General features: G+C 58.8%; 18 protein-coding genes. 9 read left to right on the forward strand and 9 right to left on the reverse strand.

Going from position 1 to position 20,958, the window contains the following annotated elements:
• Positions 1-14: 14 nt before the first annotated feature.
• Entirely contained in the window at positions 15-857 is an 843-nt protein-coding gene (gene gluQRS / locus MUY35_RS00330; protein WP_248362955.1) for a tRNA glutamyl-Q(34) synthetase GluQRS, read from the forward strand.
• Between the two features lie 18 nt (positions 858-875).
• Here gluQRS and hisI read toward each other — a convergent pair whose 3' ends face one another.
• Positions 876-1,235: a phosphoribosyl-AMP cyclohydrolase gene (hisI, locus tag MUY35_RS00335; protein WP_248362956.1), complete on the reverse strand. Its 360-nt coding sequence runs from the start codon at positions 1,233-1,235 to the stop codon at positions 876-878.
• 71 nt (positions 1,236-1,306) lie between these two features.
• Here hisI and MUY35_RS00340 point away from each other — a divergent pair, with 71 nt between their 5' ends.
• Positions 1,307-1,747, forward strand: a complete 441-nt coding sequence (locus MUY35_RS00340) for an iron-sulfur cluster assembly scaffold protein (RefSeq protein ID WP_248362957.1) — start codon at positions 1,307-1,309, stop codon at positions 1,745-1,747.
• Between the two features lie 192 nt (positions 1,748-1,939).
• Here the strand turns inward: MUY35_RS00340 and MUY35_RS17050 are convergent, their stop codons facing one another.
• From MUY35_RS17050 to ligA, 3 genes are all read right to left on the reverse strand, one after another.
• Positions 1,940-2,062, reverse strand: coding sequence for a hypothetical protein (locus MUY35_RS17050; RefSeq protein WP_282569144.1), 123 nt, complete (start codon positions 2,060-2,062; stop codon positions 1,940-1,942).
• Positions 2,063-2,197: 135 nt separating this feature from the next.
• Complete coding sequence (gene recG / locus MUY35_RS00345; RefSeq protein ID WP_248362958.1) at positions 2,198-4,288, reverse strand: ATP-dependent DNA helicase RecG; 2,091 nt, start codon at positions 4,286-4,288, stop codon at positions 2,198-2,200.
• A 3-nt stretch (positions 4,289-4,291) separates the two neighbouring features.
• Positions 4,292-6,421, reverse strand: coding sequence for an NAD-dependent DNA ligase LigA (gene ligA, locus MUY35_RS00350; RefSeq protein ID WP_248362959.1), 2,130 nt, complete (start codon positions 6,419-6,421; stop codon positions 4,292-4,294).
• 195 nt (positions 6,422-6,616) lie between these two features.
• On the opposite strand from ligA, the gene MUY35_RS00355 reads away from it, so the two are divergent.
• Entirely contained in the window at positions 6,617-7,372 is a 756-nt protein-coding gene (locus tag MUY35_RS00355; RefSeq protein WP_248362960.1) for a DUF502 domain-containing protein, read from the forward strand.
• A gap of 5 nt (positions 7,373-7,377) precedes the next feature.
• Entirely contained in the window at positions 7,378-8,004 is a 627-nt protein-coding gene (locus tag MUY35_RS00360) for a LysE/ArgO family amino acid transporter (RefSeq protein WP_248363821.1), read from the forward strand.
• Here MUY35_RS00360 and MUY35_RS00365 read toward each other — a convergent pair.
• Both MUY35_RS00365 and MUY35_RS00370 read right to left on the reverse strand, forming a co-directional pair.
• Complete coding sequence (locus tag MUY35_RS00365) at positions 8,001-9,053, reverse strand: patatin-like phospholipase family protein (protein WP_248362961.1); 1,053 nt, start codon at positions 9,051-9,053, stop codon at positions 8,001-8,003. The genes MUY35_RS00360 and MUY35_RS00365 overlap by 4 nt on opposite strands.
• A 6-nt stretch (positions 9,054-9,059) precedes the next feature.
• On the reverse strand, positions 9,060-9,845 hold the full coding sequence (locus MUY35_RS00370; RefSeq protein ID WP_248362962.1) for a 3-hydroxybutyrate dehydrogenase: 786 nt from the start codon (positions 9,843-9,845) through the stop codon (positions 9,060-9,062).
• Between the two features lie 361 nt (positions 9,846-10,206).
• Between MUY35_RS00370 and MUY35_RS00375 the strand changes: the two genes are divergently transcribed.
• Together MUY35_RS00375 and MUY35_RS00380 are read left to right on the forward strand one after the other, a co-directional pair.
• Complete coding sequence (locus MUY35_RS00375; protein ID WP_248362963.1) at positions 10,207-12,024, forward strand: extracellular solute-binding protein; 1,818 nt, start codon at positions 10,207-10,209, stop codon at positions 12,022-12,024.
• A 156-nt stretch (positions 12,025-12,180) separates the two neighbouring features.
• On the forward strand, positions 12,181-12,636 hold the full coding sequence (locus tag MUY35_RS00380) for a DUF302 domain-containing protein (RefSeq protein WP_248362964.1): 456 nt from the start codon (positions 12,181-12,183) through the stop codon (positions 12,634-12,636).
• A gap of 85 nt (positions 12,637-12,721) precedes the next feature.
• Here MUY35_RS00380 and MUY35_RS00385 read toward each other — a convergent pair whose 3' ends face one another.
• Complete coding sequence (locus MUY35_RS00385) at positions 12,722-13,348, reverse strand: XRE family transcriptional regulator (RefSeq protein WP_248362965.1); 627 nt, start codon at positions 13,346-13,348, stop codon at positions 12,722-12,724.
• Positions 13,349-13,484: 136 nt separating this feature from the next.
• Here MUY35_RS00385 and MUY35_RS00390 point away from each other — a divergent pair, with 136 nt between their 5' ends.
• From MUY35_RS00390 to MUY35_RS00400, 3 genes are read left to right on the forward strand one after another with little or no spacing between them, the layout of a single operon-like run.
• Positions 13,485-14,972, forward strand: a complete 1,488-nt coding sequence (locus MUY35_RS00390) for a class I adenylate-forming enzyme family protein (RefSeq protein ID WP_248362966.1) — start codon at positions 13,485-13,487, stop codon at positions 14,970-14,972.
• Between the two features lie 59 nt (positions 14,973-15,031).
• Positions 15,032-15,682, forward strand: a complete 651-nt coding sequence (locus tag MUY35_RS00395) for a DsbA family oxidoreductase (RefSeq protein ID WP_248362967.1) — start codon at positions 15,032-15,034, stop codon at positions 15,680-15,682.
• Positions 15,679-16,899 carry a multidrug effflux MFS transporter gene (locus MUY35_RS00400; protein ID WP_248362968.1) on the forward strand — a complete coding sequence of 407 codons (1,221 nt, stop codon included), beginning with the start codon at positions 15,679-15,681 and terminating at the stop codon, positions 16,897-16,899. Before MUY35_RS00395 ends, MUY35_RS00400 begins: the two co-directional genes overlap by 4 nt.
• 3 nt (positions 16,900-16,902) lie before the next feature.
• Here MUY35_RS00400 and mfd read toward each other — a convergent pair whose 3' ends face one another.
• Positions 16,903-20,367 carry a transcription-repair coupling factor gene (gene mfd, locus MUY35_RS00405; RefSeq protein ID WP_248362969.1) on the reverse strand — a complete coding sequence of 1,155 codons (3,465 nt, stop codon included), beginning with the start codon at positions 20,365-20,367 and terminating at the stop codon, positions 16,903-16,905.
• Between the two features lie 44 nt (positions 20,368-20,411).
• Positions 20,412-20,936, reverse strand: a complete 525-nt coding sequence (locus MUY35_RS00410; protein WP_248363822.1) for a component of SufBCD complex — start codon at positions 20,934-20,936, stop codon at positions 20,412-20,414.
• Between the last annotated feature and the right edge of the window lie 22 nt (positions 20,937-20,958).

The following is a 20,958-nucleotide window of genomic DNA, read 5'->3' on the forward strand; positions in this document are numbered from 1 at the left end:
AGGTCCGGTCTCTTATGTCGGAATTCATTACAAGATTTGCGCCTAGCCCAACCGGCCCCCTGCATCTGGGCCACGCCTATTCCGCGCTGCTTGCCCACCAAATGGCGCGGGCAGCCGATGGCAGTTTCCTTTTGCGGATGGAGGATACGGACTTGCAGCGCAGCAAGCCGGAATGGGATGCGCTGATTTTGGAAGATCTGCATTGGCTTGGTATTCAATGGGACGGACCGGTCCTGCGCCAGTCCGAAAAGCTCGGTTCATACGGCACGCAGCTTTCAAAGCTTGAACGCAAAGGCCTGCTTTATCCGTGTTCGTGCAGTCGGGCGGATATTCGCGCCGCTCTGTCTGCACCGCAAGAAGGCCAGCCACACGAGGTTTATCCCGGCACGTGCAATTCCCGGCCTATGAGCGATCGCCAACCCGGCGACGCCCTGCGCCTGAATCTGGGCCGCGCCTTATCCATTTTGGGCGACGATCTGCCGGTTTTCCACGAGACGGGAGCAGCCTTTCTTGGCACCCACAAGATTGATCCCGTTAATGCCAGGACCCAGATCGGGGATGTGGTGCTGTCGCGTAAAGGCGAGGATATAGTGGCCTATTTTCTTGCGTCTGCTATTGATGATGCGGCGCAGAATATCACTCATGTCATCCGGGGTGAAGATCTGTTCGACTTTACGGCGATTCAGGTGATCCTGTTGACGCTTCTGGGCCTATCCATTCCGATCTATCACCACCACAAACTGATCCGGGACGAAGCGGGCAAACGATTGGCCAAACGCGATGACGCACGAGCGATCTCGGCCTATCGTGCTGACGGGAAATCACCAGCCGACATCCGCCGGATGGTCGGGCTGTGATACGCCCCAGCGCGATGATCAGACTGTGGGCACCATAATCTCTTCCTCGTCCCCATCACGCACTGCTGTGTAAAAGCAACTGCGCCGGTTGGTATGACAGGCCGGGCCCGTCTGACGCACCTGCAACAAGATGCAATCGCGGTCGCAATCAACCCGCAAATCGACCAGTTCCTGCACGTGACCCGAGCTTTCGCCCTTTACCCAGAAACTCTGACGTGACCGTGACCAATAGGTGACGCGCCCTGCGGCTAACGTGCGCTGCACGGCTTCCGCATTCATCCATGCCATCATCAGCACGTCGCCAGACTCCGCATCCTGCGCAATTGCCGGGATCAGACCCTTGTCATCATATTTCAAAGCCTCGGCGTCGAATTTCATGGCCCGTCCTTTCCAATTGTCCGTGCGCGTCCTATGTAGTGCGGGAAACCGCGATGCGAAAGGTGGGATGCATGAGCGACGGCGACCTGATCAAGCTCTATTCAAAACAAATTCTCGCCTTGGCAGCCGCGATTCCCCATCTTGGCGAGCTGGATGCACCCGATGGCGAGGCGAAAGCACGCTCCCCCCTCTGCGGGTCGACCGTCTCGGTTGGCGTGACGCTTGACAACGGCGTAGTCGCAAATTTTGCGCAAAACGTAAAAGCCTGCGCGCTGGGTCAGGCCTCGGCAGCCATTCTGGGCAAGATCGTCAAAGGTCTTGATCGCGACACGCTTCAGCGCGGCCGCGATCAGTTGCATAAAATGCTGGCCGAACAGGAGGCCGTCCCCACCGCACCGTTTGAGGGATACGAGGTGCTTCAGCCGGCGCGCGATTTCAAAAACCGCCATGCCTCGATCCTGTTGCCGTTCGATGCATCGCTCGCCGCGATTGATGACGCGCAGAGCGACTGACCCATAAAAAAACCGCCGCTCTCCTGGCAGGGAGGCGGCGGCAAGTTGCGGCTCGGGATTTCCGGATCCGGTGAAGGAATGAGGCAAAACACCGGACTTGGACAGGCGACGGGCAGTGATCCGTCTGGACGCATCGAAGTTGGGACATGATGCAGTGTCCGGACCCTGAGCAGGCAGAAACTGGGTTTGGGGTCAGATCACCCCCGGCAGATGCAGCGCACCGAAAAGCACAACCAACAGAGATGTTCCCCCGATTGCGTCCTGCCATAAGGTAGCGGACGAACGGGTCAATACGGCTTTCACGTCTTTCAACATGGTCACTCTCCTGCTCTCTGTCTTGGTGGCGCCTTCGTGGTCGCTTTCACCTTTGTTGCTACTTTGTTCGCATATAAAAGAACCGCTTGTAAAGAACTTTTTAAGAACATTTGTGAACAAACGAGAACAAAGACGCTAACCAACTGAAATCAAACGGATCGCTTCATCCTGCCGCATGAGCCAAAGCAGCACGCGGGCGGCGTGGCCGCGCGGCGTGGTCAGGTCCGGGTCTTGCTGCAGCAACAGGCGGGCATCTTTTTGCGCCACTGCCATCAGACCTGCCTGATGTTCCAGATCGCCAACCCAAAAGCGTGGAAGGCCCGATTGTGCCGTGCCCAATACGTCGCCTGCCCCGCGCATTGCCAAATCCGCTTCGGAAATCACGAACCCGTCTTCTGTGTCGCGCATCACCGCCAGCCGTTTCTCGCCGCCTTCGGTCAGCGGCGGCTGATACATCAAAAGACAGGTCGACGCCGCCTGCCCGCGCCCCACCCGTCCGCGCAACTGGTGCAATTGCGCCAGCCCGAAATGCTCGGCTCGTTCGATCACCATGATCGAGGCATTGGGCACGTCGACTCCGACTTCGATTACCGTTGTCGCGACCAACAGCTTGGTTTTGCCCGCCACAAAATCTGCCATGGCAGCGTCTTTCTCGGCAGGTGGCATCTGACCATGGACCATGCCGACCACGCCTTCACCCAACGCAGCGCGCAGGTGTTTGAACCGTTCTTCTGCGGCGGTCAGTTCCATCACCTCGCTTTCCTCGACCAGCGGGCAGACCCAATAGGCCTGCGCGCCGTCGGCAATCACACCACGCAGCCGTTCGACCACCTCGTCGATCCGCCCGGAGGACACCAGCACAGTTTTGATCGGTTTGCGCCCCGGTGGTTTTTCATCCAGCACCGACACATCCATGTCGCCATATTGCGCCAGTGCTAAACTGCGCGGGATCGGCGTGGCGGTCATCACCAATACGTCTGCGGCCTGCCCCTTGGCACCCAATTCCATTCGTTGGGAGACACCAAACCGGTGCTGTTCATCTACAATGGCCAGACGAAGATCATGAAATTCAACGTCTTTTTGAAACACGGCATGGGTGCCGACAAGGATGTGAATGTCACCTTTCGCCAACGCTTCCAACTTGGCGCGCCGCTCGGCCCCCTTATCGCGCCCGGTCAGGATATCGACCACAACACCTGCGGCTTCCGCCAAGGGACGCAGGCCTTGCAAATGTTGTCGCGCCAGAATTTCAGTGGGGGCCATCATGACGCCCTGCCCGCCAGCCTCGACCGCGACCAGCAGCGACAGCAGCGCGACCAAAGTCTTTCCCGACCCCACATCGCCCTGCAACAGCCGGTTCATTCGCTTGCCCGAAGCAAGATCGGCGGCGATCTCGTCAACCGCACGGGTCTGGGCGCTGGTTGGCGCATAGGGAAGTGCGGCCAGAACCTTGGCCTGTAAGTCGCCTGTGCCCACGCTGACCCGCCCCTTGCCACGTCGCACCTTGGCGCGTGCTAAGGCCAGCGTCAGTTGGTGGGCGAAGAACTCGTCATAGGCCAGACGCCTGCGCGCGGGCGATTGCGGCGACAAGTCATCCGCGCCTTCCGGGCCATGCGCCGCCATGAGCGCCTTGTTCCAATCGGGCCAGTGTTCACGTGATTTCAGCTCTGGGTCGATCCATTCTTTCAAGATGGGCAGACGGGTCAGAACCTCGCCCACACCCTTGGTGATCACGCGCCCGGTTACCCCCGCAGTCAGGCGATATACAGGCTCATAATCAGGGATACTGGCGGCGTCATTTGGTTTCACGATGTAATCGGGATGCACGATCTGCAACTTCCTGTCGAAACTTTCCACTTTGCCGGAAATCACGCGCTTTTCGCCTTCGGGCAGTTGTTTGCCAAGCCACGGGCCGTTTGCGTGAAAAAATACGAGTTCAAACGCGGTCAGGTCGTCGCGCACCTCAATCCGATAAGGCGCTGACTTCGTGCGACCCGGCCTGTGTTGCACCACCTCAATTTCGACCGTCGCCATCTCGCCGGGCAAAACTTCGGTGATTGAGACGCGGAATTTGCGGTCAATCCCCGCATGGGGCAACCAGAACAGAAGATCACGTGGAAGCTCTATCCCCAATGTTCCCAAGGCCTTGGCGGTCTTTTCGCCAATCCCGCCGAGGGTTTCCAGATCGGCAAACAAGGGAAACAGGATTTCGGGACGGGTTGCCATAGCTCATGCGTCCCCGATCAAGTCAAGCCAGCCGTCTTCGTCAATCGTCTCGACCCCAAGATCGGCAGCCTTCTTCGCCTTTGATCCCGCGCCCGGTCCCGCAACCAGTAAGTCGGTTTTGCCCGATACCGAGCCGGAGACCTTGGCCCCCAACGCCTCGGCACGCGCCTTGGCTTCGGCGCGGGTCATCTTTTCAAGCGCGCCGGTGAACACAACAACCTTGCCCGCGACCGGGCTGCCGTCGGTTTTGGGGGCAGCGACCGCCTGCACGTCTAGTTGCGCAACCAGCCGATCGATCGAGGCACGTTCAGCATCCTGCGAAAACGCAGCAACCAATGAGCCTGCCATCACCGTACCAACGCCGTCGATGGAGACCAGATCATCCCATTCGGGCGTGTTCGGCTGAGCGGCGGTGACGGCGGTTTCAAACGCCTCCCACGTGCCATAGTGGCGGGCAAGAAGGTTGGCAGCACTTTCACCCACATGGCGTATGCCAAGCGCAAAAATCACTTTGTTCAAAGGAATTAGGCGGCGTTCTTCAATCGCTGCGAATAGGTTGTCGGCGCTTTTTTCGCCCCAGCCGTCGCGGTTCTTCAACCGCGCAAGTTGCCCCTTGTCACGCGCTGCCAGCGTAAAAATATCAGCAGGCTCGCGGATGGGCAGAACGTCGTCGTGATAAAACAGCTCGACCTGTTTGGCGCCCAGACCTTCGATGTCAAACGCGCCGCGACTGACGAAATGTTTCAACTTCTCAACGGCTTGCGCGGGGCAGATGATCCCGCCCGTGCAGCGACGTATCGCGTCACCTTCTTCACGGATCGCGTCTGATCCACATTCAGGGCAGGTTTGGGGAAAGATGTACGGTTCAGCCCCCGCCTCGCGTTTGGTCAGATCCACGTCCGAGATTTTTGGAATTACATCGCCCGCCCGGTATACCTCAACCCAATCGCCCACGCGGATGTCTTTGCCGCCGCGGATCACCTCGCCCTTGTTGTCACGACCGGCGATGTAATCCTCGTTGTGCAATGTGGCGTTGGACACCACCACGCCGCCCACAGTGACAGGCGTCAGCCGCGCGACGGGGCTTAGCGCGCCGGTGCGACCTACTTGTATGTCGATCGCCTCAAGCCGGGTCCAGGCGCGTTCTGCTGGAAACTTATGAGCAATCGCCCAGCGGGGCGTGGTGGAGCGAAAGCCGAGGCGCGCCTGTAGGCCAAGGTCGTCCACTTTATAAACCACGCCGTCGATATCATAACCCAGCGTCGCGCGTTGCGTTTCAATCGCGTGGTAATGCGCAATCATCGCCGCCACATTAGTAAACCGTTGGGTCAGCGGATTGGTCTGAAATCCAAGCCCGGACAGACGGTCAATCGCGCCCATCTGGGTGCTGGCAAGCGGTTCAGACAGTGCCCCCCACGCATAGGCAAAGAATCTGAGCGGGCGGTCGGCGGTAATTTTGGCGTCCAACTGGCGCAGCGACCCGGCGGCCGCGTTGCGCGGATTGGCGAAAGTTTTACCACCACGCTCGGCTTGGCGTTCGTTCAGTGCGGCGAAATCTTCGTGTGACATGTAGACCTCGCCCCGCACCTCAAGCACATCGGGCGCGTCCTCCAGCGTTGCGGGAATATCCGCGATTGTGCGGGCGTTTTCGGTCACGTTTTCGCCCACGGCCCCATCACCACGGGTCGCAGCATAGATCAATCGACCGTGTTCATAGCGGATCGACAAGGAAAGCCCGTCGATTTTGGGCTCGGCGGTGTAGGCAAGCTCTGCGTCTGCACCCAGCCCAAGGAACGAACGGACGCGGCCATCAAATTCCGTCACATCCTCGTCGCCAAAGGCATTGCCCAGCGACAGCATCCGCACCGCGTGGGTGATCTTTCCAAAGCCTTCGGACGGGGTCGCGCCCACCTGATCGGTCGGGCTGTCGCTGAGTTTCAGATGCGGGAACCGATCTTCAATCGCCGCGTTGCGCCGCTTGGCTGCGTCATAGTCCGCGTCCGTAATGACCGGAGCATCTTCCGTATGATAGGCCCGGTTGGCCGCAGCCAACAGATCTGCTAGCCGCGCAAGCTCGGCGCGGGCCGCATCTTCGGTCAATTGTTCCACGTCTATCTCGGCTGTCGCGCGCATGGCACCCCCATACCTATATCCATTTTGATAGGCCCCGCCTTGCCGCCCGTCCAGCCCCGAACGGCCACGAACTTCGCGGATGGGTTGCAAGCCGTTGAATTCGGCGGGATTAGCGCGGCTTTCAGACCGCACCCTATTGCCGATTACCAAACGAGTCCCTAAGTTCCGCCTGATAACACCGGGGAACGGGTTTTCATGACGGAACACGACGAACACGCCAAGCGCAAGCGGCGCCCATTTGCGGGGCTGCGCAACAACTTCCTTGCGGGGCTTGTTGTTGTGGTGCCAATCGCCGTGACCATGTGGATGATCTGGACCTTTGTTGGCTGGATTGACAGTTGGGTTTTGCCATTTCTTCCCGCGCGTTATCACCCTGACCGTCTGATCGACCTGCTGTTTGGCAACAGCGAATGGTTCAAATTAGCCTTTGGCGAAGATGTCCGCGTGAATGTTCGTGGCGTCGGCGTTGTGGTGTTCTTAATGTTCACCGTGTTCGTCGGCTGGATCGCCAAGGGCCTTATCGGGCGATCTTTTCTGGCGTGGGGCGAAAGCATTGTTGACCGGATGCCGGTCGTGCGGTCGCTTTACAATGGCATCAAACAGATTGCCGAAACCATTTTCAGCCAATCGACCGAAACAAAGTTCGACAAGGCTTGTCTGGTGGAATATCCGCGCAAAGGGATATGGGCGATTGCCTTCATTTCGACCAAGGCCAAGGGCGAAATAGACCAGAAAATTCCGGTGGATGAGGATATCATCTCGGTCTTTCTGCCGACCACGCCCAACCCGACCTCGGGTTTTTTGTTGTTCGTGCCGCGCCATTCGGTGGTCGAATTGGACATGACGGTCGAGGACGCAGCCAAGTTGGTCATATCGGCTGGTCTGGTTTATCCGAACTCGAAAAGCTCTGCGCAACTCTCTGAAATAAAATTGAATTTACCGGAAGGCTGAGCGTGTTGATCGCACCTGCCATCACCGGGTTTGCCACCGGCTTTTCCCTTATTCTGGCCATTGGGGCGCAGAACGCGTTTGTCCTGCGTCAGGGGTTGATGCGCCAACACGTGTTCTGGCTGTGCCTGTTTTGTGCCGCCTCTGACGCGCTGTTAATCGCTGCAGGTGTGCTTGGCTTTGGCGCGTTGGTGACGGCTTGGCCGACCCTTCCCCTGATCATGGCGCTGGCCGGGGCAGGTTTTTTGATCGTCTACGGGGCGATGCGATTTGTTGCCGCCGCCAAAGGCGACTACGCGATGGAGATCGAGGGGAAGTCCCGATCACTGGGCGCGGTGATTGCCATTGCGGCGGCCTTCACATGGGCCAATCCGCATGTCTATCTGGATACGCTGGGGCTGATCGGTGCGATCTCAACCTCGTTTGGCGACTGGTCCCAACGCCTTGCCTTCGGCGCGGGGGCAGTCACCTCCAGCTTCGCGTTCTTCTTCTCGCTGGGCTATGGCGCACGGCTGTTGGCCCCAATCATGCAGAAATCTGGCGCATGGCGGGTGCTGGATGTGATCATCGGCCTGACCATGTGGGCAATTGCAGCCGGGCTGGTCAACGGTGTCGTGAGTGGCGCAATCGGCTAGCTAAACATCTCTTCCAGATCGACGGTGCCGCGGGTGTTCAGATCATCGCGATGGCTGTCCAGAAACGCGCCCGCAGCGGCCCGCCCGGCTGCTTTCAGTCGGTGCAGCATCACCGTAGAAGGCACGAGCTTGGTGGCCGTGCTCAGATCTCGCATCAGCACGTCATCCGAAATCATATGAACCAACACATCGCGCATTTGGCCAGAGGTTAACTTTCCCACCGAAATCAGTCGCTTGACGAAATTGATGGCCCTTAGCTCACGCAGAAGCGACGAGTTGAAGCTGATCTCGTTGATCCGGTTCTGAATATCAGCCGCGTTTTGCGGCACATCCGGGCGAAAAAGCGGGTTGATGTTCACTACGACCACATCAGCGGGAAGCGTCGGCTCAAACAACGGAAACAAAGCTGGATTGCCGGAATATCCGCCATCCCAAAACGCCTCATCCTTGCCGGTCTTGGGATCTTTCATTTCAACCGCCTGAAACACCGTCGGCAAACAGGCCGAGGCAAGGATCGCCTCGGTGCTGATTTCGGCCCCGTCAAATACCCTGATCTTTCCGGTGCGTACATTGGTGGCTGAGACATACAGGCGTGGACCGATATCCGCGCAGACTTGGTCGAAATCGAACTTTTCAACGACCGAATGCAGCGGGTTCATATAGAATGGACCATAGGCATAAGGGCTAAGGACGCGACTGGCCATATCCGCCCAAGCAACCATCGGCGAGGCTTGGAAAGCCTGGCTGATCAGCTCGTTCTGCGGCGCGAACTGCGCAAACCACGAGGTCAGGCGCAGGTCATGAACGCCCGCCACCGAATGCCAAAGTGCATCCAGATTGGCGCGCGCGGCGTCGCGGTCTTGTCCTTTGCCGTCGGCCACCAAACCGGACTTCAAGGCCGCGCCGTTTAACGCGCCCGCCGAAGTGCCGGAAATGCCCGCAATCTCGATCCCTTCATCGTCCAGCAGACGATCCAATACGCCCCAAGTGAAGGCGCCATGTGCCCCGCCGCCCTGCAGGGCCAAGTTGATACGTTTTGGTTTTGCCATACCCGATTACAGCGCTGTCCAGCCGCCATCGACCGAAATCGAGGTGCCGGTGATTTGTGCGGCCGCGTCCGAGCACAGGAACACAGCGGTGCCGCCCATCTGCTCGACCGTGGCAAATTCTTTTGACGGCTGGCGGGTCAGCATCACATCGCGCACCACTTCGTCGCGGCCCATGCCATGGGTTTTCATCTGATCGGGGATTTGCGCTTCAACCAATGGTGTCAGGACATAGCCGGGGCAAATGGCATTGCAGGTGATCGCCTCTTCGGCTGTTTCAAGCCCTATGGTCTTGGTCAGCCCGATCACCCCGTGTTTGGCCGCGATATAGGCTGATTTATATGGCGACGCGGTCAGACCATGTGCCGACGCGATGTTGATCACACGCCCCCACCCGGCCTTGCGCATCATCGGAAGCGCGGCGGCGATGGTGTGGAAGGCCGAATTCAGGTTGATCGCGATGATGGCGTCCCATTTTTCGGGCGGAAACTCCTCGACCGGGGCCACGTGCTGGATGCCTGCATTGTTTACAAGGATGTCGCACTGCCCCGCTTTTTCAATCAACCCGCGGCACTGATCGGCTTTTGACATATCGCCCTGTATATAACGTGCGGTCACGCCAAACTCTCGGCCGATGTCAGCGGCCAGCGCGTGATCGTCTTCATTGTCGGTGAAAGAATTCAGAACCACATCCGCGCCAGCGCGCGCCAGTTCGCGTGCAATCCCAAGTCCGATCCCCGAGTTTGATCCGGTGATGACAGCGGTTTTGCCGTCCAGCGATGTCGTGATGGCCATTATGGTCTCTCCTCGGATAACTGATGTTGCGATGCAGCATACCTCAACGCCGTTTACACGCCAGCGGTTTCACACCCTGCCAATTCAGCTTCGGTCAGGTTGGTTTTGTGACAGCCAATTGCCCCCGATTCTCTTGCAAAGCCGGACGGGCAAGCAGTCTGCTTTCGGCCATAAAAAAAACGCCCGCACGAAGCGGGCGTTAAGTTATTGAGGCAGGTTTCATACAGGCAAGAAACCTATCGAGCAGTGCACTCTTTATAGGCGGTCAGGCGCCGTGTTCCAAGCTAAAAGTTTGAAAAGGCTATTTTTCGCCTCTAAGGTTTCCTAAATCAAAACAGGGACGTGAAGGAATATTGCGCCGATGAGAGCATCCGTCATCCATAAGTTACGCGGGCTGGCCGGGGCGATTGCCCTGTCGGTGGTCGCGACCCAAATCGGCCATGCAGAGCCCAGACATGGCATAGCTATGTATGGAGACCCTGTCCTTCCACCTGATTTTGTGTCCCTACCCCACGTCAACCCAGATGCCCCGAAGGGCGGCAAGATCATTTTTGCCGAGGCAGGCAGCTATGATTCGCTACACCCGGTGATCCGCAAGGGCAGCGCGCCGTGGCAACTTCGCTTCATGTTGTTCGAAAGCCTGATGGGCCGCAGCTATGACGAACCCTTCACGCTTTATGGCCTGCTGGCCGAATCGGTCGACACGGACGAGGCGCGAACTTGGGTCGAATACACCCTGCGCGAAGGCACCAAATTCTCTGACGGAAGCGACCTGACCATAGCAGATGTGATGTGGTCTTACGACATGCTCGGCGAATTTGGGCACCCTCGCTATCAGGGCGCCTGGGGCAAAGTCGAGACGATGGAACAAACCGGACCGCGCTCGGTCAAATTCACCTTCAACGAAGAAGACCGCGAGCTTCCGCTGATCCTTGGAATGCGCCCCATCATGAAGAAAGCCCAGTGGGAGGGGAAGGACTTTGAGGCCTCGGGCATCGACGTGATCCCCATCGGATCGTCGCCCTACGTGATAGGAGATTTCGAGCCGGGCCGGTATCTGACCTTGAAACGTAACCCCGATTACTGGGGCAAAGATGTGCCGTTCATGCAGGGCCAAGCCAATCTGGATGAAATCCGGTTTGACTATTACGGCGACGGCGACGTGACGTTCGAAGCGTTCAAGGCAGGCGAGGCGACCACCCATCGCGAAACAAATTTGCAAAAATGGGCGGGTCAGTTTGATTTCCCGGCGGTGCAATCGGGTGACATCGTGCTGTCCGACATCCCCCATCAACGCCCAACTGGCATTATGGGCTATGTGATGAACACCCGGCGCGACGCCTTCAGCGACATTCGGGTGCGCGACGCGATGATCCACGCGTTCAATTTCGAATTCATAAATCAAAGCATCAATGCAGGCGCAAAGAAGCGTATCCTGTCGTACTTCCACAACTCGGTGCTTGGCATGGCACCGGGTGAACCGGCCGAGGGTTTGGTGCGTGACATGTTGATGGAATATGATGAATTGCCAGAAGGCGCGGTTGAAGGCTACGCCCTGCCCGTCTCGGACGGATCGGCCCGCAACCGGCAAGGTCTGCGCGCCGCGATGGACCTGATGGAGGCCGCAGGCTGGACCGTTCAGGACGGCGTGATGAAAAACGCAGATGGCGTGCCGTTTACGTTTGAAATCCTGCTGAACTCCGGGTCGTCCGAAAACCGGCAGGAAATTGACTTCTTCGCCGCTGGTCTGGAACGCTTGGGGATCGTGCCGACCATCACCTCGGTCGACAGCGCGCAGTATAAAGAACGCACCAACGCGTTTGACTTCGATTTGGCTTATTACTGGCGCGGGCTGTCACTGAGCCCCGGCAATGAACAGAAGCTCTATTGGGGCTCGGAAAGCGCTGACAAAGAAGGCACACGCAATTGGATGGGTGTCAAAAGTGCGGCGATTGATGGTCTGATTGACAAAATGTTGAATGCCAAGGGCCAGGACGAATTTGAGGCTGCCACCAAGGCGCTTGACCGCGTGCTGACTTCGGGACGCTATGTGATCCCGCTGGGTTATACCGACCTGTCGCACATCGCACATGTGAAAGAGCTGAAATACCCCGAACATGTGCCGATGTATGGCGACTATCTGGGCTTCCAGCCCGAGATTTGGTGGTACGAGGAGTAGCACGCCAGTTGCGCGCATTAGCGGCTGTGCTTGGCTTTAGCCGAGTGTTCCAAGAGCGTATGTCCGCGTAGTCAGGGTTCATCACAGACTTGTCAGGCAGATGGATCGCGCGCTGTGCTAAAAATCGAAAAAATATCTATGAAAGGATTTGATTTCATGCGCCATTCTAGAATTCTTGCCAGCCTTGCTGGTCTCGCAATGATGACCCAAGCCGCTACTGCCGAGATGGTCGAAAAGGCCAGCCCTCATTCCGTACCCGTCACCATCGACAGACTTCAGGCGGCGGTTGAAGGTGCAGGCGCGACCGTCTTTGCGCGCGTGGATCATGCCAAAGGCGCGGCGTCGATAGATACCGAACTGCGCCCGACCGAAATGCTGATGTTCGGCAATCCCGCGCTTGGCACGCCAGCCATGTTGGACAGCCAGACCGCCGGACTTGATCTTCCGTTGCGGGTGTTGGCTTATGCAGATGGTGACGGTCAGGTGCATGTTGTTTATCACGCGCCCGCCTCACTCGTCGAAGATCACGGCCTGCCTGCCGATGCAGAATACATCGCAAAGATGACTGGCGCTTTGGACAAACTGACTGACAAGGCGATTGCGGCGGAATAAGCGCGCACTGGCTGACAAAGTGAGAACGGAAACCGCGCAAATCTCGGGTTTCGCCAACTTGGCTTGGAATGCAGTCCCACAAAACTCAGGTCAGCGATGTCACCCACAGGATCGTTGCGTCCTCGTCGCTGACCGAGACCACGTTATGGCCCATCGAGGCGTCGTAATACGCGCTGTCGCCACGTTTCATCTCGACCGGTTCATAAAATTCGGTGATCAGGCGAATGGCTCCGGTCAGGACGTATAAAAACTCCTCGCCATCATGGCGCACCCAGCCGTCAAACTCGTCAAACGCGCGCGCCCGCACCCGTGCGCGATACGGCAACATCGCTTTCTTGGTCAGCGCGCCTGCCAGCAACTCGTGCTCATAGGTTGCCGTCGCGTGTGCTGCACCCGCGCCGGTTTTGGTCACCGTCATACGCCCAGACACCTGCGCGGCCTTGGGCGCAGTGAAAAGCTGCGGCACCGAGATTTCCAGCCCGACCGCCAGCTTCTTCAACGCATCATAGGTCGGTGACATCTGCCCGTTTTCGATCTTGGATAGCGTCGAGCGGGCAAGCCCCGCCTGGCGCGCCGCTTGCTCCAACGTCCAGCCATGGGACTTGCGCAGATCGCGCACCCGCGCGCCAAGGTCCAGCGGGCTTGGATCGGGCGTTTCCTCGCCGTTTTCACGGGCCAGACGGATCAGGCTGGGCTGTTCAGGTTTCATCATGCCCTTTCAATACACCGAAATCGGTCTGATGCAACCGCGTGCACTTGCAACTTCGCCGCCCCCTTGGCACATCTGAGCGATGCAATCTGAATTTCGCCCTACCGCCCCATTGCCCCCACCGCCAAGCGCGTTCAACATGGCCCGCTATGTGCTGGCTCATGCAACAGATCTGGGCGACAAAACCGCCTTGTCCGTGGTGACCGCGGATGGGGTTGGTGAGACGCATTGGACGTTCGCCCAACTCGATCGTGCAGTGCGCGGGCTGGCGGGCGGATTACTGGCGCGGGGTCTAACACCCGGTGACCGGGTGCTATTGCGCCTTGGCAACACCGTCGATTTCCCGCTTGCGTTTCTGGGGGCTATTGCCGCCGGGCTGGTGCCGGTGCCGACCTCGTCGCAATTGACCGAGGCCGAAATCACCAAGATGGCCGCGATGATTGACCCAAAACTGATCATTGCCGATCAGGGGATTGCCCTGCCGAGTGGGCAGTCGGCCCCGGTTCTGGATGTCGAGACGTTGCACCAACTGGCCGACCACACCCCCGCTGCGTTTCATTTGAGCGACGCTGCCCGCGCTGGTTATATCGTGTTCACCTCTGGCACGTCCGGCAAGGCGCGCGCTGTGGTGCATGCACACCGCGCAATCTGGGCGCGTCAGATGATGTGGGACGGCTGGTATGGCCTGACGCGCTACGACCGTTTGATGCACGCGGGCGCGTTCAACTGGACCTATACGCTGGGCACCGGGCTGATGGATCCGTGGTCGGTGGGCGCAACGGCGTTGATCCCAGCGGCGGGCACAAAATCCACCGACCTTGGCCAACTGCTCGCGCGTGAGAAGGCGACGATCTTCGCTGCCGCCCCCGGTGTATATCGGCAAATGTTGCGGGCTGCCCTGCCCCCGCTGCCCGACTTGCGGCACGGCTTGTCGGCGGGCGAAAAGCTGCCCGCCACCACCCGCGCACAATGGGTCGACACCACTGGCACGCCGATCCACGAGGCATACGGCATGTCCGAATGTTCGACCTTTGTGTCAGGCGCACCCAATCACCCGGCCCCAAACGGCACGCTGGGTTTCCCCCAGCCCGGTCGTCGCATTGCGGTTCTTGATCAGGACGGCCAGATCGTCCCGCATCACACGCCGGGGATCATGGCCGTGCATGCCAACGATCCCGGCCTGATGCTGGGCTATCTTGGTGCTGAGGCAGACACAAAGAGCCGGTTTTCGGGGGATTGGTTCCTGACGGGCGACACTGTCAGTATGGCGGCGGACGGTGCCATCACCTTCGAGGGGCGCTCTGACGACATCATGAACGCGGGCGGCTTCCGCGTCTCACCGATTGAGGTCGAGGCCGCCATCGCCCTCCATCCCGACGTGCACGAGGCCGCCTGTGCCGAGGTTGCCGTGAAGGGCGACGCCACAATCATCGCCTGTTTCTATACGCCCGAGGCTGACCCAGTGCCTAAGGAAGACCTATCGGCCCACGCCCACGACCGCTTGGCACATTACAAATGCCCCCGACTGTTCATCCCGGTAGACAGCCTGCCGCGCGGTGCCAATAACAAGCTATTGCGCGCCTCATTGCGCACAGATTTCGAAACTGGAACGTTGGCCACACTGTGATCCCCGACACTTCCCATACCCTTCAATCCCAGATAGAGCTTCACATTAGGGAGACCTGAATGATCCGCCTTGATATTTTCTCTGATCCGATCTGCCCATGGTGCTATATCGGCAAATCCCGGCTTGACCGCGCACTTGAGGCGCGGCCAGATCATCCGTTTCAGGTGCAGTGGCATCCCTTTCAACTGAACCCCGATATGCCCAAGGCCGGAATGGATCGCCGTTCCTATCTGGAAGCAAAATTTGGGGGCCAGGACAGCGCCGTGAAAGCCTATCTGCCGGTTGCGACTGAAGCCGAGGCGTCAGGGCTTGAGATTAATCTGGAGGCCATCAAACGTACACCCAACACACTGGACGCACACCGCCTGATTCATTGGGCCGGGATTGAATTGAAACAGAACGCCGCCGTTGATCGACTGTTCCGGGCCTATTTCATCGACGGAAAAGACATTGGCAACACTCAGCAACTTGTTGAAATCGCGTCTGCAATCGGCATGAACGGAGATGTGGTCGCCCGCCTGTTGGCCTCAGACGCCGACATGGGCGACATCCAAGCACGTGACGCAGATGCGCGCGCCAAAGGCGTCCAGTCAGTGCCAACCTTCGTGATCGCCAATCAACATGTCGTATCCGGTGCTCAGCCCACGGATCTGTGGTCGCAAGTGATTGACGAACTGACCGCCCAGCTGGCGAAGGATGCTGCTCAGTGACGATAAGGCACTTCCCCCCGCAAGCCCCCCTTCGCTTGCGGGAGTTTGTGCTGCTGATCGCTGCGCTATTCTCGATGGTGGCCTTTTCCATCGACTCGATTCTGCCCGCGCTGCCCGAAATCGGCAACCGGCTGGTGCCCGACGACGTCAACAAGGCGCAACTGTTGATCAGCTCTTTCGTGATTGGCGCGGGCGTTGGGCAGCTTATCTTCGGCCCGCTGTCTGACAGCATGGGGCGGCGCTTTTCTTTGTCGATGGGGATGCTGCTATATATGTGTGCGGCATTTGCGGCGCTTTGGGCGCAAACGCTCGAAGCCCTTCTGTTCTGGCGCTTTATTCAGGGGTTGGGGGCCGCTGGCCCGCGCACCTGCGGCATGGCAATGTCGCGCGATCTTTATGAAGGGCGCGAGATGGCACGGGTGAACTCGATGGCTTTCGGCTTTTTCGTATTCGTCCCCGCAGTGGCTCCGATGATCGGCCAATGGATCGTACTGGGGTTCGGTTGGCGTCACATGTTCACCGCCTACATCCTGTTGGCCGCGCTGATTCTGACCTGGTTCCTTTTGCGTCAGCCCGAGACGTTGCCGCCCGAGCGTCGACGCCCGCTCTCACCTCGTCCCACCTTGGCTGCGTTCAAAGTGGTGCTGAGCACGCGGGTCACTTTGATCTACATGGCGGTGATTACGCTGGCTTTCGGGCAGCTCATGTCATTCATCAGTTCAGCCCAACAAGTATTTGTCGATGTCTTGGGTGCAGGAACGAATTTCCCTTATTACTTTGCAATGGTGACAATTTTTTCTGCTGCGGCCGGGTTTCTGAATGCCAAGTTGGTGATGCGATTGGGCATGCGCAGGTTGGCGCTGGCCGGGTTTGGCGCGCAGACTGTTCTGGCGTCATTAACCCTGGTGATTTGGTGGGCGCTCGCCCCAGAAGGCGCGTTTGCCCTGTGGCTGTTCTGCGCTTGGGCCACGACCCTGTTCTTCCTGAATGGGCTGAGTTTTGGCAACCTGAACGCGCTGGCCATCCAGCCCCTGGGCCATATGGCCGGCACCGCCAGCGCCGTTATCGGCGCGGTACCAACAGTCGCGGCCATCGCAATTGCCGCCCCGGTTGGGCTGGCGTTCAACAACACACCTTTCCCGCTGTTGATCGGCGTCACGATCTGTTCGGCGCTGGCAGTGGCGGTGATGCAGTTGGATCGTGGCAATATGAACTAGAGGCTAGGCGCTTTTCGCAGCGCCCGCCTTCTGCTTTGCCTCTTTGACCTTGATCGCCAAATCCTGCGCAATCGCAAACGCACCTTTGATCTTGTCCGAGGTTTTGCGCCAGTCGCGGCGCACCACGATCTTGTTGTCGCGCACCTTGGCCAAACCGTTTTGGGCGTGAATGAAGTCCACCAACCCTTCGGGCGAGGCGAACTTGTCATTGTGGAACTGGATCGTCGCGCCCTTCGGCCCGCCATCCAGCTTGGCAATGCCCGCACGTTTGCACATACCCTTGATGCGCACGACCAGAAGCAGGGTGTTCACCTCTTTCGGCAGCGGGCCGAAACGGTCAATCAACTCGGCGGCGAAGCCTTCAAGCTCAACCTTGGTGGCGAGCGACGACAGACGGCGATAAAGCCCAAGGCGTACATCAAGATCAGGCACATAAGTATCTGGTATCAAGACCGGAACGCCCAGATTGATTTGTGGCGCCCATGTGCTGTCAGCGTCAGACAGCCCCTCTAGTTCGCCGGCTTTGATCTTGGCAATCGCCTCTTCCAGCATCTGCTGATAAAGCTCATAGCCCACTTCGCGCATCTGGCCCGATTGCTCTTCGCCCACCAGATTGCCTGCGCCGCGAATATCAAGGTCTTGGCTGGCCAGCGTGAAACCCGCTCCCAACGCGTCCAGTGATCCCAGCACGCGCAACCGCTTCTGCGCGGTCGGCGTCAGCGGCACACGCGGTTTTGTTGTCAGATAGGCATAGGCGCGGGTTTTCGACCGCCCGACCCGGCCCCGGATCTGATAAAGCTGTGCCAATCCAAACATGTCGGCGCGGTGGATCACCATCGTGTTCGCGGTCGGAATGTCGATACCGCTTTCCACGATTGTGGTCGCCAGCAGCACATCGAACTTGCCGTCGTAAAAGGCGTTCATCCGGCTATCCAATTCGCCCGCCGCCATCTGACCATGCGCCACAACATAAGTGACTTCGGGGACGTGGTCGGCCAGAAAGGCCTCGACGTCCGGCAAATCCTTGATGCGGGGCACCACGAAGAAGCTTTGTCCGCCACGGTAATGTTCGCGTAGCAGAGCCTCTCGCAACATGACGCTGTCAAATTCCGAGACATAGGTGCGGATCGACAAACGATCCACCGGCGGTGTGCCGATGATCGACAGATCGCGCACGCCTGACAGCGACATTTGTAGCGTGCGCGGGATCGGTGTGGCCGACAGGGTCAGCACATGCACGTCGGACCGCATTTCCTTTAGCCGTTCTTTGTGACTGACGCCAAACCGTTGTTCTTCATCAACAATCAGCAACCCGAGGTTTTCAAACCGTACGTCCTTGGCCAACAGCGCATGGGTGCCGACCACGATATCCATCGTGCCGCGCGTCATGCCCTCGCGGGTTAGTTTTGCCTCGCGCTGGCCCACGAACCGGCTAAGCTGTCCGACCTGTATCGGAAAGCCCCGGAACCGTTCGGCAAAGCTTTTGAAGTGTTGGCGGGCCAGAAGCGTGGTCGGCGCAATCACAGCCACTTGCTGGCCGGACATGGCGGCGACGAAGGCCGCGCGCATCGCAACCTCGGTTTTTCCGAAGCCCACATCGCCGCAGATCAGCCGGTCCATCGGGCGGCCCGAGGACAAGTCGGCCAACACATCTTCAATCGCGCCCAGTTGATCTTCGGTTTCCTGATACGGGAAACGGGCCGAAAATTCCTCCCATGCGTGGTGCGGTGCCTCCAGAACGGGGGCGCGGCGCAGCTCGCGTTCGGCGGCCAGTCGGATCAGTTTGTCCGCAATCTGGCGGATGCGTTCCTTCAGCTTGGCTTTTTTCGCCTGCCACGCCCCACCGCCCAGCTTGTCCAGAAGGCCAGTATCTTGGCCGTATTTCGACAGAAGTTCGATGTTTTCGACTGGCAGAAACAGCCGATCCCCACCGGCATATTCCAGCGCGAGGCATTCATGCGGCGCACCCATCGCGGTGATGGTTTCAAGACCATTGAACTTGCCCACACCGTGATCGACATGCACGATAAGATCGCCTGCCGACAGGCCCTGCGCCTCGGTCAGGAAGTTTTCGGCCCGCCGTTTGCGCTTTGGTGCGCGGATCAAACGGTCGCCCAGTACGTCCTGTTCGGAAATCACCGTCAGGTCCGGGCCTTCAAAGCCGTGTTCCAGCGGCCAGACCGTCAGATAGACGCCGCCTTTGCCGTCCGGCACATCACGGAAATCCCCGATCCGGGTGGTGGTGACCAGACCTTCATCTGCTAACAACCCCTGCAGCCGCTCGCGCGCACCGTCGGAATAGGACGCGACGATCACAGGTTGATCCTCTTTTGCCTTAATATGGTCAACCAGTGAATTGAAAAGATTTATATTTTCTTGCTGGCGTTCGGGTGCAAAATTGCGCCCGATGCGCCCGCCGCCATCCAGCACACCTGCACCAGTTGCCTGCGGAAGTGCGGCCAACTGCACCACGCGCGTATCAGCAAGTGCAGCCTCCCACGCCGTGTCATCCAGATACAACAGCGCTGGCGGACAGGGTTTATAGACCGTGTCCATCCGGTTCTTGGCGGTCATCGCGATCTTGCGGGTCTCATACTGGTCGACGATCGCGTCCCACCGGCTCAGGCGCGACGGCGTCAGTTGTTCATCCAACAGGACCGAAGAACCGGGCACGTAGTCAAAGATGGTTTCCAACCGATCATGGAAGAAAGGCAGCCAGTGCTCGTTCCCCTGATGCTTGCGCCCTGCCGAAATCGCCTCATACAGCGGATCATCGGACCCTGCGGCACCAAATTCGATGCGGTAGTTTTGGCGAAACCGTGTGATGGCAGCCTCGTCCAAGATGACTTCGGACACAGGGGCAAGTTCGATCCCCGTCATCTTGTCCGTCGTGCGCTGCGTCACCGGGTCAAACCGGCGAATGCCGTCCAGAACATCGCCGAACAGATCCAGGCGCACCGGACCCTGTTCGCCCGGCGGAAAAATGTCGATAATGCCGCCGCGGATGGCGAAATCACCGGGCTCCATCACGGTTGGAGCTTGCGAAAAGCCCATCCGCACAAGGAACGCCCTGAGCGCATCAACGTCGATCTGATGATCCACACGGGCGGTGAAGGATGTTTCCTGCAACAGCGTGCGCGCGGGCACCCGCTGGGTCGCGGCGTTCAACGTGGTCAAAAGAACAAACTTGCCTGCGATCTGCTTCGTCGCGAGCCCTGCCAGTGTCGCCATCCGTGTCGCCGACACATCTGCATTGGGTGACACCCGGTCATAGGGCAGACAATCCCAGCCTGGAAACCGGATCACCGCCACATCGGGCGCAAAGAACCGCAGTGCGGCCTCCATCGCGGCCAGTCGCTTGTCGTCGCGCGCCACATGCACGACAGGGCCATCCCCGCGCGCCAGTTCCTTCACCAACAGCGCGGCGTCATAGCCTTCGGGGGCACCTGAGAGTAGCAGTTTATCCATGGGTGGGAGTTAGCGGCCTGTGATCTCGTGTCAAGGGCGCGTGACTAGCGCAGAACGCCCAGTGTCAGGTTCTGATACATGCCCCACAGCGACGTGATGAAGATCGCAGCCATACCTAGGAATTGCGTTTGAACCCGGTGGCGGCTTAAGCGCTTGCGCAGGTCTTCGCCCGTCAAGGCGCGTTCGCGGATCACCGCCGCCGTGTTCAAAGACATCAACCCAGCCAGAGCGATCGGGAACAGAAGAAGAAAGACCGCCTGCGCAAATTCGACCTTGTACCAAAAGCCCAGAATGGCCAGCGACGTGAACATCGCCGCCGCAAAGCCCAGGATCCAAAGGCCCGAAACACCCGCGACATAAAGCACGCGGTTGCAGTTGATGCGCACCAGATCCTCAAGATCATGTTGTGCGTCGCCTTCCAGTCGGGCGGCTTTCTGAATCAGGTCAAACGGAACGCCGATCACCCAATGGCTGACAGTGGACCAAGCCACGGCAAGCGCAATCCAATACCACAGATTGGAAAAGGACCGCATGTCGATGATTTCGAAAACGGTGGAATACCAATCCACGTGCGCGTCACCTTGAATTTGG

The sequence above is a fragment of the Aliiroseovarius sp. S1339 genome (assembly GCF_023195695.1).
Classification (GTDB): domain Bacteria; phylum Pseudomonadota; class Alphaproteobacteria; order Rhodobacterales; family Rhodobacteraceae; genus Aliiroseovarius.

Coding starts and splice junctions, on each gene's coding strand:
- gluQRS (WP_248362955.1), top strand. CDS start 15: ATGTCGGAATTCATTACAAGATTTGCGCCTAGCCCAACCGGCCCCCTG.
- hisI (WP_248362956.1), bottom strand. CDS start 1,235: ATGAAATTCGACGCCGAGGCTTTGAAATATGATGACAAGGGTCTGATC.
- MUY35_RS00340 (WP_248362957.1), top strand. CDS start 1,307: ATGAGCGACGGCGACCTGATCAAGCTCTATTCAAAACAAATTCTCGCC.
- MUY35_RS17050 (WP_282569144.1), bottom strand. CDS start 2,062: ATGTTGAAAGACGTGAAAGCCGTATTGACCCGTTCGTCCGCTACCTTA.
- recG (WP_248362958.1), bottom strand. CDS start 4,288: ATGGCAACCCGTCCCGAAATCCTGTTTCCCTTGTTTGCCGATCTGGAA.
- ligA (WP_248362959.1), bottom strand. CDS start 6,421: ATGCGCGCGACAGCCGAGATAGACGTGGAACAATTGACCGAAGATGCG.
- MUY35_RS00355 (WP_248362960.1), top strand. CDS start 6,617: ATGACGGAACACGACGAACACGCCAAGCGCAAGCGGCGCCCATTTGCG.
- MUY35_RS00365 (WP_248362961.1), bottom strand. CDS start 9,053: ATGGCAAAACCAAAACGTATCAACTTGGCCCTGCAGGGCGGCGGGGCA.
- MUY35_RS00370 (WP_248362962.1), bottom strand. CDS start 9,845: ATGGCCATCACGACATCGCTGGACGGCAAAACCGCTGTCATCACCGGA.
- MUY35_RS00375 (WP_248362963.1), top strand. CDS start 10,207: ATGAGAGCATCCGTCATCCATAAGTTACGCGGGCTGGCCGGGGCGATT.
- MUY35_RS00380 (WP_248362964.1), top strand. CDS start 12,181: ATGCGCCATTCTAGAATTCTTGCCAGCCTTGCTGGTCTCGCAATGATG.
- MUY35_RS00385 (WP_248362965.1), bottom strand. CDS start 13,348: ATGATGAAACCTGAACAGCCCAGCCTGATCCGTCTGGCCCGTGAAAAC.
- MUY35_RS00390 (WP_248362966.1), top strand. CDS start 13,485: ATGGCCCGCTATGTGCTGGCTCATGCAACAGATCTGGGCGACAAAACC.
- MUY35_RS00395 (WP_248362967.1), top strand. CDS start 15,032: ATGATCCGCCTTGATATTTTCTCTGATCCGATCTGCCCATGGTGCTAT.
- mfd (WP_248362969.1), bottom strand. CDS start 20,367: ATGGATAAACTGCTACTCTCAGGTGCCCCCGAAGGCTATGACGCCGCG.